This window comes from Brumimicrobium mesophilum (assembly GCF_003025005.1).
Taxonomy (GTDB): Bacteria; Bacteroidota; Bacteroidia; order Flavobacteriales_D; family Crocinitomicaceae; genus Brumimicrobium; species Brumimicrobium mesophilum.
In genome coordinates, this window is sequence record NZ_PVSS01000006.1 from 168,474 (window position 1) to 184,877 (window position 16,404).

Sequence of the window (16,404 nt, forward strand, 5' to 3'; positions counted from 1 at the left end):
TTTATTTACGTATTGCGGTTAAAATATTGTGAGATGCAAATAAGAAGAAGATAATGATACTGAAGAAATAAACAATATCACTCAAAATAAGAACTCCTTTTTTGATTGATTCATAATGGTAATCTAAACTGGCATAACGAATGATGCCGTCAAATCCTGCAAAGGTTGCATATGAACCTAAAAGTGATAAACCACTAAATGCAAACCAGCACAAGAATAATGCGAAAATAAATGCAACAATTTGATTACTGGTTATTGTACTTGCAAAAATTCCAATTGCCACAAAGGAGGAACCTAAAAGTATTAATCCAATAAATGAAGTTATTGCAGCTCCATGATCCATTACACCAACAGGGTCTCCTAAGTAATGCATAGAAGCGTAAAATGTGAGGGTGGGAATGAGTGAAATCACTACCAAAGTTACACCAGCTAAATATTTAGCAATTAATATTGACAAATCTGATATTGGTCGAGTATAAAGTAATTCTATAGTTCCTGTTTTTCTTTCATCTGCGAATGAACGCATTGTTATTGCAGGAATAAGAATGATTAAAATCAGTGGGGCAAGATTGTAAAATGGGATAAGGTCTGAAATCCCTCCATTCAATAAATTGTAATCATCGTTGATAATCCATAAAAACAACCAACATGTAATAATAAAAATAAGGATAAAAACATAGCCGATAATCGAACTCAAAAAACTACGTATTTCCTTTAAATAAAGTGCTCCCATTCCTATGAAATTTGTGTCAAAAATAATGCTTCTTTAGCTCAGTTCTGATTATAAACGCTAAAGATTATTAAAATTAAACTGTTAATGAACCTTTGTTGATTGAATGGCTTGTTTATTTGATTGAAAAGCCATCAAAGTAAGTTTCTGTAGACCAAGCTTCCGCTTTTTGGTCGAACAATAATTTTACAGTTGGCCAAATTGAAGCAAATAGGTCAGATTTTCTATAGTTTTCTAAATCTTCATCCGATTCCCATTCACTAAACGTAAAAACAATCCCCGGCGTATTTTTGTCACGTAATAATTTCATTCCTTTACATCCAGGGAATGCATTGATCTTCGTTTTTACAGTGTCAAAATGAGATATGAAATCTTCAATTTTATCTTCCTTTAAAGTTAACTTAACTAATCTGGTCATTTCTTTATTTTAGAATAGTGAATCAATTGTAGTTCTGGAACCACGAGGTGTGAATTCAATTCTGATGATATCTCCCACACGGAGTCCAAACAATGAATTGGCGCCCCCTCCATTTTCAGGAGTTCCTTTGTTTATGGCTATTTCTAGATAACCACTGTCATTAAATATCGCTATTTTTTCACCCGCAGGAACTTCATTGTAACCCAATGAGATTACGTCAATGTAGTATTCTTTTTGACGGAAATAAATTACAAAAGGAATGTTTTTACCAACACGCTGAAAATCTTGTTTAGAGATGTTGGTGATAATGTTTCCATAATGGTCAATGTAGGAAACTGCTCCTTTTAAAGTATGCCCATCGATGACAGGAGAAAGGGGGATGGCTTTCCTAATGCTTTCCACAGGACTACAAAAATTTTCAAATGGGGTGCCATCAATTATTTTACATGCTGCTGGAACTAGTATGTTCTTGGTTGGGAAATTCATTAATTCAGGTCGTGAAAGAACATCTTCCAATCTCCACATTCCCTCTGGTTTTTTACTTCCCAATAATAAACTAAAGAAACCGTTGTCTGCACCTAAAAAGTACTGACCTTTAAATTTTATTATTGTGGGGTATATACTTTCCTCTGGTTGATTGAAATTTATTAATGGTTCTGCATCAACACCTATAATGTGAACCGTATTTTCTGGGAAGTCGTTAATACAATTTTTTAATAAATGAGCGGCTTGAGTAATCTTAAATGGACTTACAAAATGAGAAATGTCAATTATTTGGACCGTTGGTAATAAACTCAATAGTTTTCCTTTTAAAGAAGCGACATAATAGTCACTTAATCCCATGTCTGTTGTAAGAGTGATTATCCCCATTTTTATTTTATCCCCATTTTGCTTTGTATAGTTTTCAAAATTAGCTTTAATTTCGAGAATACAGAAGAGTTTAATAGGTAAATTCTTTGTTGATTTAAATTTTAAATAATGAATAAAAAAAACTAAGTTTAAAATTTATTTTTCACTACTTTTCAAGGGATATATTGATGGATATTAATCTAATGTTGTTTGTTGTTAGTGGTTGATCATCGGGTGTTTATTTAAGCGTGTGGTAGAACATTAATCGGAATTTCTGTAAATTATTAAATTCGTTTGTTTTCGATCATGCACTAATTACCATTAATTATTTTTTGAATTTCAATTTTATTTTAAAACAATGAAAATTACATTAATTTTGAGAACAGATTATAAAAACTAAAATATTGCTAGAACGGAAAATTGAAATTGAAAGGATTAATCCTTTAGAGTTACTCGGGATTAATAATTCAAAACTTAAACTGATAAAAATTTATTTTTCAGATTTAAAGATAAATGCACGTGGAAATGTGATTACTGTTGAAGGTGAAGAGAGCTTGGTGGAGATTTTCGAAGCTAAACTTTCTCAATTAATTCAGCATATTGAGAAGTATGGAGGATTGACTGAAAACAATATTGACAATATGATGGTGGAGGATCCGCTAGAAATGATGTCTGGAGACGGTTCTGAAATTATTCTTCATGGGGTGGGAGGTAATAAAATAAAAGCCAGAACTTTTAATCAACGTAAACTTGTAGAGTCAATCAACCAAAATGCAATGGTTTTTGCGGTTGGACCAGCAGGAACCGGAAAAACTTATACTGCTGTTGCTTGTGCTGTGAGGGCATTGAAAAATAAACAGGTAAAGAGAATCATCTTAACCCGTCCAGCTGTTGAAGCAGGAGAGAACTTGGGTTTCTTGCCTGGAGATATGAAAGAAAAGCTTGACCCATACATGATGCCTCTTTATGATGCGCTTCGCGATATGATTCCTCCTGAAAAATTAGTTGATTTTATAGAATACGGTACAGTGGAAATAGCGCCATTAGCATTTATGAGAGGTAGAACTTTGGATAAGGCCTTTGTTATTCTTGATGAAGCTCAAAACACCACTGTAAATCAAATGAAAATGTTTTTAACCCGTATGGGAAAGACTGCCAGTTTTGTAATTACAGGGGATGCATCTCAAATTGATTTGCCATCAAGACAAAAGTCTGGATTAATCTATGCAATTGATACCTTAGGGGAAATAGATGGAATTGGCGTGGTGCGTCTAAATAAGAATGACGTTATCCGACATAAATTAGTGAAACAAATTATTGAAGCATTCGAAGAACAAAAAAACAATGATGAAAAGTCTGACAAAAACTGATTTTAATTTTCCTGAACAAAGGGAAGTGTACAAAGGTAAGGTAAGAGATGTCTATTTTATAGGTGAGGATCATTTAGTGATGATTGCATCTGATAGAATCTCTGCATTTGATCATATTTTACCAGTAGGAATTCCTTATAAAGGACAAGTGTTGAATCAAGTAGCAACTCACTTCCTTAAAGCTACGGAAGATATTTTACCAAACTGGTTAATGGATGTTCCTGATCCTAATGTTGCAGTAGGTTACAGATGTGACCCTATTCGTATTGAAATGGTAATTCGCGGTTATTTAACAGGTCATGCTTGGAGAGAGTATAGTGCAGGAAGAAGAATTCTTTGCGGTGTTGAAATGCCAGAAGGAATGAAAGAAAATGATAAGTTTCCTCAACCAATCATAACTCCGTCAACTAAAGCTGTTGAAGGTCATGATGAAGATATAACAAGGGATGAGATTCTAAGTAAAGGTTATGCAACTGAAGAAGTTTATTCGCAACTGGAAAAATACACTCATCTTTTGTACGAAAGAGGAACTGAAATGGCTGCGGATAGAGGGCTTATTTTGGTAGATACGAAGTATGAATTTGGAATGAAAGATGGATCCATAATGTTGATGGATGAAATTCATACCCCTGATTCATCTCGTTACTTTTATGCTGAAGGCTATGAGGAAAGGCAGCGTAACAATGAACAACAACGTCAATTAAGTAAAGAGTTTGTTCGTCAATGGTTAATCGAAAATGACTTTCAAGGTCTTGAAGGGCAAAAAATGCCTGAAATACCTAAAGATTTTATAGCGTTAATCACGGAAAGATATATCGAACTTTTTGAAAAAATAACGGGAAGTGGGTTTGTAAAAGCAAATACAACGAATATTAATGAGCGTATCATGAAGAATACTGTAGATTCTTTAAATGATAAAAAGATTATTAAATAGAAATATGTAACGCTTGTTTGATTACAAGTTATGCACATCGAACATAGTTTCAAACAAGTATTTTAAATTTTGATCACCCTTTTTTCATTTATTGAGGAGAAAGGGTGATTTTTTTTGATAAGAATAGTTTTTAAAGGATTCTAATTGTCAAAAAATGGAAACTTATGCAGATTCTAATAGTAAGGAAACACCCTGAAAATCAATAAAATTAAAATCTTTCTGTTTTAAGAAGTTAAAAAGTAAAAATTACTTAGGTGTCGATTGAACGGTTTATTATCTTTGCGCCATGCAAGACACGATTTTAATTCTAGATTTTGGTTCACAATATACGCAACTCATAGCAAGAAGAGTGCGAGAACTGAATGTTTATAGTGAGATTCACCCATGGGATAAATGCCCAGAAATCACAAGTAATATTAAAGGTGTAATCCTTTCAGGAAGCCCGTTTTCTGTGAGAGATGAAAAATCACCGAAGATCGATTTATCAAAAATCAAAGGTAAAGTTCCACTTTTGGGAGTTTGTTTTGGTGCTCAATTTATGGCCCACAATTTTGGGGGAGAAGTAGCAGCTTCAGATACAAGAGAGTATGGTAGAGCGAATATTGTTTCTCATGACAACACAAGTGATTTATTGAAAGGAATTTCTGAAAATTCACAGGTGTGGATGTCGCACGGAGATTCTATTAAACTATTGCCTTCAGATTTTGACGTGATTGCGAGTACAGCAGATGTGAAAAATGCGGCATACTCAATTCAAGGAGAAAAAACATACGGAATTCAATTCCATCCAGAGGTTTATCATTCAACTGATGGAGCAACAATGATTTTTAATTTTGTAGTAACAATCGCAGGTTGTAACCAGGATTGGACTCCAGATGCATTTGTAGATTCTACTGTTGAAGCACTGAAAGAACAATTAGGTGATGATAGAGTGATTTTAGGTTTGTCAGGTGGGGTTGATTCATCTGTAGCTGCAACATTACTTCACCATGCAATAGGAACCAACCTTCATTGTATTTTTGTAAATAACGGTTTATTACGTAAAAACGAATATTCTGAAGTTTTAGAAAGCTATAAAGGGATGGGACTTAATGTTAAAGGAGTTGATGCCTCAGAGGAATTCTACTCTGCTTTGAAAGGATTAACAGATCCTGAAGAAAAAAGAAAAGCAATCGGCAAGGTGTTTGTAGATGTCTTTGACCAAGAATCTAAATTAGTTGAAAACGCAAAATGGTTAGGACAAGGAACAATATACCCAGATGTTATTGAGTCTGTAAGTGTAACAGGAGGACCGTCGCAAACTATTAAATCTCACCATAATGTGGGGGGATTGCCAGATTATATGAAATTAAAAGTTGTTGAACCTTTAAAATCTTTATTTAAAGATGAGGTTAGAAGAGTAGGAAAATCATTAGGTATTTCTCCAACAATTTTGGGAAGACATCCTTTTCCTGGTCCTGGTTTAGGAATTAGAATTTTAGGAGAAGTAACCCCAGATAAGGTTGCGATTCTTCAGGAAGTAGATTCAGTTTTTATTGGCGAATTAAAAGCCGCTGGCTTATATGATGATGTTTGGCAAGCTGGAGCAATTTTCTTACCTGTAAACACAGTTGGTGTAATGGGAGATGAAAGAACTTACGAAAATGCTGTTGCGCTTCGTGCTGTGACTTCAACTGATGGAATGACTGCAGATTGGTGTCATTTACCTTATGAAGTATTAGGTAAAATATCAAATAAAATAATTAATCAGGTCAAAGGAATTAATCGTGTAACATACGATATCAGTTCTAAACCACCTGCAACAATTGAATGGGAATAATGAGAATTTTAATAGTATTAGTTATATTTTTAAGCGCCTCTTTTGCTGCTTTGTCTCAAGAAATTGGACAAGAAACTAGAGATGGTAAATTATTTAAGGTTCATGCTGTTGAAGCAGGGAATACTTTATATGGATTACATATTAAATATGATGTAACTATAGAGTCTATTATTAAATTTAATCCTACTGCAAAAGAAGGTTTGCAGGTAGGACAAATTCTTTATATTCCAACAGACGGTAGCTCCGCAAAGACGGAAACTCAAGATAAATTCAGAATTCATACGGTAAAGCGAAAAGAAACACTTTACGGTATTTCTCGTGAATATGGAGTAACTGTGGCTGAGATAATTCGATTGAACCCAGGTTCTGATCAAGGTCTAGATATTAAACAAGAGCTTAAAATTCCTTTTCCATCTAAGGAAGAAGAAAAACCATTAATTGCAGAAGATAAAATCAAGGAAACTAAGGAAGAAAAAACTTCAGAAGAAAAAACTAAACCAAAAGATTTTGAACCACACAATCCGTTCAAAAAGGATTCAGTTACCGTGATCGATTACAAAGTTGACTTCAAGGACAGTATCGTAAACTATAAGGTTCAACAAGGGGAGACGCTATATTCGATTTCTAGAAGATTTATGGTTCCTGTTGAGCAATTAGTTGAACAAAATAATTTGTCTGGTAGTTCAATAAGTCCAGGACAAATATTAACAATTAAATTAAAACAGGAGAGAATTGAAGAAGTTGAGGTTCGAGAATTGGTGAATTTGAATACAATCAAAAAATCCAATGTCCACTTGGTGAAGAAAAAAAATAAATATAAAGTACTGGTTGCTTTGCCGATGAAGTTGGGTTCAAATTCTCAAGCTATATCTGGAATGTTTACTGAGACTACTTCGCTAAATACGCTAACCAATTTATCAGTTGAATTTTTAATGGGCGCTCAATTAGCCTTAGATTCACTAGAAAAATTAGGTTTGAATGCTGATGTTGAGTTTTTTGATACTTATGGGGATTTAGATAAGTTAAAAGAAAAGTTGGACAGTAGAAATGCAAACGATATTGATGTAGTGATTGGGCCATTTTATCCTCAGCTTTTAGACTATGCGGCGCAGTGGGGAATGAATAATAAGGTTCCAATTGTGGCCGTTACCAAAATACCAACTAAAGTCTTAGAAAATAACCCTTACGTTCTTTCTATGGTTCCTTCAGAATTAACTATGATCAGTGCAATGGCAAGATATTTAGCTAAAAATCATGTAAATGACAATATTGTAATTATTGATGGTGAAAATACAGAAGTAAGAGAAAGAGTTCAATATTTTAAGGATGCGTTTGAGAAGAGTCAACCTTTGGTAGGTAGAAAATCACTAAAGTCTTCAGGAATGGGTGATGCCTCAGGTAGAACTTTAGTGAACCTTATTCAAACAGATGGTAATAACTTTATTATTTGCCTTTCTAATGATGTACAACAAGTAATGAAGTTTGTGAATACACTTAATGCTGCGAAAAACTACAGTGGTAGTTACGGACGAGCATCTGTTACTATGGTTGGTTTAAATAATTGGTTAGAAATTCCGGCCTTAAATAGTTACTATAGAAACCGTTTTGAGTTCCATTTTCCTGCTGCCAATTATTTGAATTATGATTCTCCAGAAGTAAAGGAATTCACGAGAGAGTACCGTTTAAAATATAAATCTGATCCATCTAAGTATGCCTTTCATGGTTTTGATGTGATGTTATCACAAGGGTCTTCACTGTTACTTGGATATAGCAGAGATAATGGATTAATGGATAGTTTTGATGTTCAGTCTCTCGGAGGAAATCACGGTAGTGAAAATTCAAGCGTATTCATTTCAAAACAAAGTGATTTTGAAATTATATTGTTAGAAATCATTTCAAATACCAATAAGTTTGATGTTAAACAAAGAGGAGGTAATTAATAGGTTAAAGTCAGTTCAAGATTATATTTGTAAAAAACTTGAAGAACTAGATGGTGTAGCGAAATTTCATGAAGACAATTGGGTCCGTGAAGAAGGTGGTGGCGGAAGAACACGAATCCTTTCCGATGGAGCTATCATTGAAAAAGGCGGAGTAAATTTCTCGGCTGTACATGGACCGGTCTCTGAAGTAATGAAGAATCAACTTGGGCTCGATGGTAATGATTTTCTTGCTACAGGAGTCTCAATTGTTATTCACCCAAAGAATCCTTTTCACCCAATAATGCATATGAATGTTCGTTATTTTGAAATGGATACTGGTGTTTATTGGTTTGGAGGTGGTATAGATATGACGCCGCACTATATTGACTTTCCCAAAGCTCAAATGTTCCATCAAGAGCTGAAAAAAGTATGTGATAAATATAATTCAGAATTCTACTCAAAATTCAAAACTTTGGCAGATGATTATTTTTACATTCCACACAGAAACGAAACAAGAGGAGTAGGAGGTATCTTTTACGACCATTTAACTGATAAAGATGGTTTATCGAAAGAAGGGCTTTTAGATTTTGCAATAGATCTAGGAGAATTATTTCCTAAGGTTTATGCTGATCAAATTGAATTTGACCGCTCACCTTCTTTTACAACTGAAAATGAAGAATGGCGAAACCTGCGAAGAGGACGTTATGTTGAATTTAATTTAGTTCATGATAGAGGAACAAAGTTCGGATTAAAAACAGGTGGTAGAATTGAATCTATTCTGATGAGTTTACCTAAAAATGCATCTTGGTTTTATGATTTTAAAGCTGAGAAAGGCTCTAAAGAACAAGAAACCCTAAATTGGTTGAAAAAGGATGTTGATTGGCTTAATTTGGCTTCTAAATAGCTACTGTTGTTCCTAAAACTATAATTTCTAATTCCCGAGAGTTGCTATTACTTGAATTGTATATTATCTGAACTTTTTGGTAGACCAAATCGTCATTATGAAATTCATTGTTGGTTTCCTTTATTGTATGCAGAATGTTATTGAAGGATCTTTAGACGGGTGAAAGGATGTTATGAAAGCAATGCTTAATTGTGTAATTAATTCAAAACTTAGAGCCTAATTGAATTGAACAGCTCACGAAAGAGGTACATTATTACGTATCTTACGTAAATGTACCTGAATTTTCTGAATTGTACTTTTCTTTATAATGTCTATCAATATGGCTTAGAACCTTCAATGTGTAAACTAAAAAATCGATATACATGTTAGTATTTCCTTAACATATATATCGATTTTCAAATAAAAAGGTATTCAGAATTGTTGGTACATTTTTATGGTCTAAATGTCAAACCAACTGTAGTACTAATTATCCCAGTTACATTTTTTGAACTTATTAAGTTATCAGTATCATAAGTAACACCTTGACTGAATTGTGTGAAGTGACTAACATCTAAATTAATTGACCATTTTTGGTTTAAATGAAATTGTGGAGTCAAACCTAGAATTATGTGTCCAATATCATCTTGGTTTGTAATGAATTTTTCAGAATCTGCAATACCATTTTCCTTTCTAAAGTCTATAAATGATGGATTACGCAAGGTAGTTAACCCCGCACCTGCATGAAAATTCAAAGAGAACTTTCTCGATTTCTTTTCTCCTAGCAATTGTATAAGTCTCAGCATTACTTCTGCGGAAGCTCCTACAGAAAACGATCTGTCAATAACGCCATTGTAAGTGGCTTTAAACTGGTTGTAATCTAATCTACCTTTAACACCTATTATGTCATTGAAGTAGTAACCAAGTCCTGCGTTAAAGCTTTGTCCTGCTGACATTTCTGCGATTGCTGACGTTTCTCCTAAGTATCTTGCTCCAGCATTTAAATCTAGGAACAGGCCAGTTTTGTGCCAATTAACAGAATTATTACTGTTTGAATTTTCTCGGCCTGACTGCGCTACAGCAGAGAATGCAATGACAGATAGAAGTAGTAGAATAGCTGTTTTTTTCATGATTAAAAAAATTTGATGTGTTTTATTTAAAGTTATTGGTTTTCTTGTTTAACATTTTTGTAAAGTTAATATTCTTTTTTGTAGAAAAATGAGAAATAACCTTTAATATCTTAGATTTCAATTATTTTGGTTATCTTTTATAGCATGGACCATTTTTTCGGTAATAATCTTTGCTCCAGCTCTATTGGGATGTGTTGGATCCACAAAATATTCATCCTGAAGCAAATTAGTATAGTCCAAAACCTTTACACCAATTTCTTTTTGGAATTCCTTTATTTTCTTACTGTAATCTTTAGGTAGATAGTCAAAACCTATTGGGGAAAAAGGCATAAAGACAATTACGAACTCCACGTTCTTGGACCTAAAATATTGGGAGGCGAGTATTAGTTTTTCAATAACCTCTTTGTTTATTTTTAAAGTGTCTTTAATTTTACGATTTGAATAATTCCTCAGAAATTTATCATACTCTTTTTGGGGAGCTCGTTCATAGTTGTACAAATATGGATAAGTTAAATCATAAATATTTTCAGAAAGTGCATTGGGTTCCAAAATCGTTCGTAAATAGGTGTGGATACCTTGTTTCAAAAAACTTTTTGAATTGTAAGTAGCTAATAATTTGTTTGCGCTTATCGTGTTTTGTGCTTTTTCAGATAGTAGGCTGCTATCATTTGGATCGTATTCAAAACCAGTTAGAATTAGACGACTCGCTTTTTTATTATTTAGTTTGAGAGACTTTGAAATTTTATTAACGTCAAGACATTGTATTACAACTTTAGTTCCTTCCTTAAGTTTTGGATAGAATAGTGCTGATTCGGAAAGGGACTGTCCAAGGCTTGTAAATGATGCCACAGATGCATTATTGAATTTTTTAGAAATTAAATATCCATCAATTCCTGTCATTGCCTTACTGTCTCCAAATATTACAATTTCAGGAATTAAATCATCATCATTTGACCATTTATTAATCAATGTTAAACGTTTAGTATCATCTGTAACTATGGGGATTATTAAAGTAGTAATAAAATAACTAATTATTAATCCTAAAACGATATATCCTATTTGTAAAATTAAGTTTTTCATTTTATTAAAATTGGAAATAAATAAAATCAGAAGAACTGCCACTAAAGTAATAGATTGAAACTACAATAAATATAGTGCTGAACATCATAGAAACTTGTGATTTAGAAGATTCAAAAACGAAATGATCTTTACGGTATTTCCATTCAAACAAGATCATGATTAAAATATAGAATAGTGAAATCATAGCTGTAGTATTGTTTGGTCCGACAAAGGTTGGAATTGAAAGAATACTACTAGAAAACATTCTAGATATATACATGTATGCATCGTTAATTGATTCTGATCTAAAAATTATCCAACCAATAACAACTAATAGGAAAGTACATAATATCTGCATTAATTCCTTGAGCGTTGGAAAAGTTTTATTTTCGGCTACAGGGGTTAAAAATTTACGGTTTTTATTTAGGAGTACTAGAGGTAAAAATAGAATTGCATGATATGCACCCCATACGATAAAAGTCCAATTTGCTCCATGCCAAAACCCACTTACCAAAAAGATAATTATTGTATTTCGGAAGGCTTTATTCTTACCATCCCTTGAACCACCTAATGGTATATATACATAATCTCTAAACCATGTTGATAGTGAGATGTGCCAGCGTCTCCAGAATTCTGCTATATCTCTTGATAAATATGGATAAGCAAAGTTTTTCTTTAAGTCAAATCCAAATAATTTCCCTGTTCCTATTGCGATGTCAGAATATCCAGAAAAATCACCATATATTTGAAATGTAAACATGATGGCACCGAAAAATAATGTAGAAGCACTTACATCATTATAATTGGAAAATACGGAATTCGCTATTACGGCACAATTGTCAGCAATAACCATCTTTTTTAGAAGTCCCCACATAATTTGCCTTATCCCTTCTAATGCAAAAGAACTATTAAAGATTCGTTTGATATAAAATTGTGGTAGCAAATTCGTAGCTCTTTCGATTGGTCCAGCAACGAGTTGAGGGAAGAAGCTTACAAAGGCCGAAAAAGCAATGAAATCTTTTGTTGGTTCCAGCTTTCTCTTGTAAACATCTATTGTGTAGCTCAATGTTTGAAAAGTATAAAAACTGATTCCTACTGGTAAGATAATATTCAGTGTATTCGCCTTTATTTCTGTTCCGAATAATGAAAAAGCAGTGATGAAATTATCTACAAAGAAATTGTAGTATTTAAAGAAACCTAAGAATCCTAGATTTACAATAATACTAATCCATAAGAGCAGTTTTCTTTGAGGAATTCGTTCTTCTATTATTAGTTTACGACCTATTAGGTAGTCAATCAGAGTACTGAAAATAATTAGGGATAAAAACCTCCAATCCCACCAGCCGTAAAATACATAGCTCGAAACTACAATCAATAAATTTTGTAACCTCAAATTATTGTTGGTTACAAACCAATAAAGTATAAAAACTATTGGTAAAAATATTGCAAAGTCTAACGAGTTAAAAAGCATGTTAAATAGATTTTTTCTAAAGGTGCTATTAAGAACAACTAGCGATTATTAGATCAATATTAAGTAAAAAAATTCGGGATTAAATGTAATGTATTTTTCTGATATATATACGTTTAGAATATATGAATTAGAAAGTAATTGCAATTACATCTTATTATTTTACCATCTACTGTGCTAATTGTGCTAAAGATATAGTTTGGTTTCATTACATTCTAAAAAGACATTTGCCTTTGAATAGTTGTAAGCTTCAAGTGTTAAATTGACTTTGGTTAACTTGACAATAAAATTCCTACCCTATATTAACCGTATTTCTTACCTTACTTATGAAAGGTTGTCCTTCTTCTAATGTGTTATGCAGCTATTTTGAGTAATACTTTTTATAGACTGTCATGATCCATTCCTTCATTTAATTACTTGTAAATAGATCAAATAAAAAAATCGATATCAGAACTTCAAATTAATTTGTCGTTCTAATATCGATTTTATTGTTGTAAATCTTCTTTTGAAGATCTCAATTATATTATGGTCTGAATGTCAGTCCTATTGTTGTAGAAACTATTCCAGTTACACTCTTAGTATCAACATAGTTATGTTTATCATAAGTTTTATGTTGTTTGAATTGAGAGAATTGGCTTATATCCAGGTTAATAGATAATCTTGAATTAAAATGATACTGAGGTGTAATACCAACAATAATGTGCCCCATGTTATCCGCAGGGAATAATTTACCTTTATAGTCATCATATTTTGATTCAAGGAAATCTTTGTATGATGGATTACGTAGAGCAGTTAAACCAGCTCCAGCATGAAGGTTTAAAGAGAAATCACGAGCTCTTTTATTTGCAAATACTTGTAATAATCTTACCATAACTTCAGCAGATCCTGCAATAGATCCTGAACGGTCTGTTACATTTCCATAGGAGGCTGAAAATTGGTTGTAATCTAACCTTCCTTTAAGTGCGATTTTATCATTGAAGAAATACCCTAAACCAGCATTGAAACTTGGACCTGCAGACATATCTGCGATATCAGATGTTTGACCTAAAAATCTTCCTCCTGCATTGGCGTCAAGGAACCATCCAATTTTATACCAATTTACTTTTAGGTTACCCATAGCCATTTGAGGACCCGTTTGTGCCTTTGCTGTAAATACGAAGATTGAAAGCAATAATAGAATAGAAATTTTCTTCATGGTTTTTTTAATTAATATTGTTTTTTAAACTTTTTGGTATAACGAGCTTTGTAATTATAGCTTTTATACTGCGCAAAATTAGTATTTTTTTCTTTGTACTACCTAATACTATAGTATTATTCTTTATTCCTTACAAATATATGTTAATAAACCTAGTTGTCAAAGCTGATACATCAAAATAATTGAATAAATATTTCAATTATTTTATAATCAATTGATAGTAAGAGGTATTAACGTTTGAAAAATTGATACCATTTTTTCTCTTCCTGATTGGATCCATAAGTTTGTCCATATCCATACCCATATTTACCATAGCCGTACCCTGCCTTTTTGCGATTACTTCCATTGAAGATAAACGCGATATTTCCTACCTTTTTTTCTCTTTTAAGATTCAAAGGAAGATTTAAAGAATTTTTATGGGCAAAGTCAGCCTTTACAACATATAACAATAAGTCGGCATGATCAAGAATAGATATTGTATCGACTACTAGAGCCATAGGAGAGGTATCAACAATAATGTAATCGTATTTTGTTTTTAATTCAGCAAAAAGATCTGTTAATCTTGGTCTAGTCAATAACTCACTTGGGTTAGGAGGAATATCTCCCGAGAAAATATAATCAAAATTAATATCACCACTTCCCGGGTAAATTATTGAATCAAGATCAATGTCTGAATTTGCTAAATAGTTAGAAACTCCTAAAAGGGTCTCTTCGTGGTTTAAATATTCAGATAACTTAGGAGCACGAAGGTCTAAACCAACTAGAACAACCTTCTTGTTTGTTAGTGATAAAGAGTTAGCTAAGTTTATAGAAGTGAATGATTTACCTTCACTCGGTAATGTTGAACTAAGAAAAATAACATTTCCTATATCAGCCTTGTTTTCCAAAAGAAACTTCATATTCGTTCTTACCATTCGATAGGCTTCTGAAATGATCGTTCTTTCTCCTTTTTTTGTAACTAAGTTATCCTTGGTTTTATTAAGTGGTATATCTCCAACAACTGAAATTTCTGTGGCTTCCAATTCTTCAACACTTCTAATTTTATTGTCGATTAAGTCTCTAATGTAAATAAATAAGATAGGTACTAGCAAACCTAATATTAAGGCAGAAATGAAAATGATTTCTCTTTTAGGTCCTACAGGTTTCGAATTCGCATAAGCAACATCAATAGTTTTTACATTACCAATTGTAGAAGCCATTGCAATCTCATTTTCCTCTCTTTTTTCCAAAAGATATAAATATAAGGTTTCCTTAAGATTTTGTTGACGTAGAATTTCTCTATATCTTCTTTCCATTTCTGGAATGTCAGACAACCTGCTATTATATTTTCTAGACTCCTTCTTTAGTTCTTTTAATTCTAACTGAAGGCTTCTTTTGGAATTGTTTAAACTTTGAGTCAAACTGTTCTTAACAGAATTAATTTGGCTTTCAAGTTGAATGGCAATTGGATTGTTTTTACTTGAATTTGTAATTATTTTATTTCGATCTAAAATAAGCTTGTTATAATCAGATGACATTTGGTTAATGGACAAGTCACTAAATCCTAAATTGGAAGGAAGTAAAGTTGTATTGTCAGAATTCTTTTCAAGATATTCTTTTAAATATTCAGACATACTTAATTGTATGTTTGATTGTATAATCCTGTCCTCTATAATACTCTCTTGTTGTAATATAATAGAAGCGTTTTTCTCAACGTCTACGAGTTGATTATCTGTTTTGAATTTCTCATTTACACCTTCTACTTTTGATAACTCTTCTGACAGAATTATCATTCTTTCAGCAATAAATTCACTTGTATTTTTAGTGATTTCGTTTTTGTCAGCAATAGCATTTTGTTCATGTATAACAATAATCTGATTAAGGAAATCATTGTTTGCTTGTTTCATTAAACCCTGTGCCGATAAGGTTAATACAGAAGCTTCTTTACTTATGGAAGGTGTAACTTCGAATTTAGACTTCCATCTATTGGTAGCTGATTCTAAAGTTGAAACCTTAAAATTGAAGTGCTCTCCTTTATGGATATCACCGAAATTTTCCGTTTTACTAACGTTTATTTTCCCTCCTATGGTTTCAAATGCTTGATTAAACTTGAATTCTCCTAAGAGTTTATTTACTAGCGATCCGTTCTCGTTGAAATTCTGGTGAGCAACAAATGTTTCATTATTAACTTGTGATATATCTATAGAATAATTTCGAGTATAATGATCTACAGTAGAATCAATAAAATTAAATTTGAAAGGAGAGTCATCAGTATAGTAATATGTATTAGCACTTAAGGGTCCTCCAGTCTTTGTGATTTGTGTGTTTAATTGTAGTGATTGGACTACTTTCTTCACCAAGTCTCTAGATTTAAAGACTTCAATTTCATTATAAAGATTTGAATATCCTCTTGATCCGCCAAGCTCTGCAAATAAGTCAATATCTGTAACTAATCCACCTCTTTTATCATCCTTTACCAAAACTGTTGAAGTACTTTGGTAGATAGAGGGTTCACCTTTTAGGTATAAAAAGGCAATACCAACAAATAATATTGTAATTGCTACGATCCATTTCCAATGTTGTAGATATTTACCTACTGTTTCCTGAAAATTGACATTGTCATCAGTTTGTTGTTCAAAAATTTGCTGTTGCAT

Annotated in this window: 13 protein-coding genes; 5 read left to right on the forward strand and 8 right to left on the reverse strand. The window is 32.5% G+C overall.

What is annotated here, in order from left to right:
• Window position 1: 1 nt before the first annotated feature.
• The 3 genes from C6368_RS07990 to C6368_RS08000 form a co-directional block, all read right to left on the reverse strand.
• On the reverse strand, window positions 2-733 hold the full coding sequence (locus C6368_RS07990) for an ABC transporter permease subunit (protein ID WP_107038662.1): 732 nt from the start codon (window positions 731-733) through the stop codon (window positions 2-4).
• A gap of 112 nt (window positions 734-845) precedes the next feature.
• Complete coding sequence (locus C6368_RS07995) at window positions 846-1,148, reverse strand: putative quinol monooxygenase (RefSeq protein WP_107038663.1); 303 nt, start codon at window positions 1,146-1,148, stop codon at window positions 846-848.
• A gap of 9 nt (window positions 1,149-1,157) precedes the next feature.
• Window positions 1,158-2,018, reverse strand: a complete 861-nt coding sequence (locus tag C6368_RS08000) for an SAM hydrolase/SAM-dependent halogenase family protein (RefSeq protein ID WP_107038664.1) — start codon at window positions 2,016-2,018, stop codon at window positions 1,158-1,160.
• A 383-nt stretch (window positions 2,019-2,401) separates the two neighbouring features.
• Here C6368_RS08000 and C6368_RS08005 point away from each other — a divergent pair, with 383 nt between their 5' ends.
• The 5 genes from C6368_RS08005 to hemF all read left to right on the forward strand — a co-directional run bounded on the left by C6368_RS08005 (window position 2,402) and on the right by hemF (window position 8,943).
• Window positions 2,402-3,367: a PhoH family protein gene (locus tag C6368_RS08005; RefSeq protein WP_107038665.1), complete on the forward strand. Its 966-nt coding sequence runs from the start codon at window positions 2,402-2,404 to the stop codon at window positions 3,365-3,367.
• On the forward strand, window positions 3,342-4,301 hold the full coding sequence (locus C6368_RS08010) for a phosphoribosylaminoimidazolesuccinocarboxamide synthase (RefSeq protein WP_394336207.1): 960 nt from the start codon (window positions 3,342-3,344) through the stop codon (window positions 4,299-4,301). Before C6368_RS08005 ends, C6368_RS08010 begins: the two co-directional genes overlap by 26 nt.
• Before the next feature lie 286 nt (window positions 4,302-4,587).
• Window positions 4,588-6,120: a glutamine-hydrolyzing GMP synthase gene (gene guaA, locus C6368_RS08015; RefSeq protein WP_107038666.1), complete on the forward strand. Its 1,533-nt coding sequence runs from the start codon at window positions 4,588-4,590 to the stop codon at window positions 6,118-6,120.
• Complete coding sequence (locus tag C6368_RS08020; RefSeq protein ID WP_159038507.1) at window positions 6,120-8,060, forward strand: PBP1 and LysM peptidoglycan-binding domain-containing protein; 1,941 nt, start codon at window positions 6,120-6,122, stop codon at window positions 8,058-8,060. The genes guaA and C6368_RS08020 overlap by 1 nt, the downstream gene beginning before the upstream one ends.
• The gene (gene hemF, locus C6368_RS08025) at window positions 8,035-8,943 is read left to right on the forward strand and encodes an oxygen-dependent coproporphyrinogen oxidase (protein ID WP_107038668.1); all 909 of its coding nucleotides are present in this window, start codon (window positions 8,035-8,037) and stop codon (window positions 8,941-8,943) included. The genes C6368_RS08020 and hemF overlap by 26 nt, the downstream gene beginning before the upstream one ends.
• Window positions 8,944-9,374: 431 nt before the next feature.
• Here the strand turns inward: hemF and C6368_RS08030 are convergent, their stop codons facing one another.
• The 5 genes from C6368_RS08030 to C6368_RS08050 form a co-directional block, all read right to left on the reverse strand.
• Entirely contained in the window at window positions 9,375-10,049 is a 675-nt protein-coding gene (locus tag C6368_RS08030; protein ID WP_107038669.1) for an outer membrane beta-barrel protein, read from the reverse strand.
• Between the two features lie 117 nt (window positions 10,050-10,166).
• Window positions 10,167-11,129 (reverse strand): SGNH/GDSL hydrolase family protein, encoded by a 963-nt coding sequence (locus tag C6368_RS08035; protein ID WP_159038508.1) that lies wholly within the window; start codon window positions 11,127-11,129, stop codon window positions 10,167-10,169.
• A gap of 4 nt (window positions 11,130-11,133) precedes the next feature.
• A complete protein-coding gene (locus tag C6368_RS08040; protein ID WP_107038671.1) occupies window positions 11,134-12,579 on the reverse strand; it encodes an MBOAT family O-acyltransferase in 1,446 nt (481 codons plus the stop codon).
• A gap of 520 nt (window positions 12,580-13,099) precedes the next feature.
• Window positions 13,100-13,771 carry an outer membrane beta-barrel protein gene (locus C6368_RS08045; RefSeq protein WP_107038672.1) on the reverse strand — a complete coding sequence of 224 codons (672 nt, stop codon included), beginning with the start codon at window positions 13,769-13,771 and terminating at the stop codon, window positions 13,100-13,102.
• 230 nt (window positions 13,772-14,001) lie between these two features.
• Complete coding sequence (locus C6368_RS08050; RefSeq protein ID WP_107038673.1) at window positions 14,002-16,404, reverse strand: GumC family protein; 2,403 nt, start codon at window positions 16,402-16,404, stop codon at window positions 14,002-14,004.

Excerpts from the sequence above, each read along its gene's own strand:
- C6368_RS07990 (WP_107038662.1), bottom strand. The coding sequence starts at position 733 with ATGGGAGCACTTTATTTAAAGGAAATACGTAGTTTTTTGAGTTCGATT.
- C6368_RS07995 (WP_107038663.1), bottom strand. The coding sequence starts at position 1,148 with ATGACCAGATTAGTTAAGTTAACTTTAAAGGAAGATAAAATTGAAGAT.
- C6368_RS08000 (WP_107038664.1), bottom strand. The coding sequence starts at position 2,018 with ATGGGGATAATCACTCTTACAACAGACATGGGATTAAGTGACTATTAT.
- C6368_RS08010 (WP_394336207.1), top strand. The coding sequence starts at position 3,342 with ATGATGAAAAGTCTGACAAAAACTGATTTTAATTTTCCTGAACAAAGG.
- guaA (WP_107038666.1), top strand. The coding sequence starts at position 4,588 with ATGCAAGACACGATTTTAATTCTAGATTTTGGTTCACAATATACGCAA.
- C6368_RS08020 (WP_159038507.1), top strand. The coding sequence starts at position 6,120 with ATGAGAATTTTAATAGTATTAGTTATATTTTTAAGCGCCTCTTTTGCT.
- hemF (WP_107038668.1), top strand. The coding sequence starts at position 8,035 with ATGTTAAACAAAGAGGAGGTAATTAATAGGTTAAAGTCAGTTCAAGAT.
- C6368_RS08030 (WP_107038669.1), bottom strand. The coding sequence starts at position 10,049 with ATGAAAAAAACAGCTATTCTACTACTTCTATCTGTCATTGCATTCTCT.
- C6368_RS08035 (WP_159038508.1), bottom strand. The coding sequence starts at position 11,129 with ATGAAAAACTTAATTTTACAAATAGGATATATCGTTTTAGGATTAATA.
- C6368_RS08040 (WP_107038671.1), bottom strand. The coding sequence starts at position 12,579 with ATGCTTTTTAACTCGTTAGACTTTGCAATATTTTTACCAATAGTTTTT.
- C6368_RS08045 (WP_107038672.1), bottom strand. The coding sequence starts at position 13,771 with ATGAAGAAAATTTCTATTCTATTATTGCTTTCAATCTTCGTATTTACA.
- C6368_RS08050 (WP_107038673.1), bottom strand. The coding sequence starts at position 16,404 with ATGCAACAGCAAATTTTTGAACAACAAACTGATGACAATGTCAATTTT.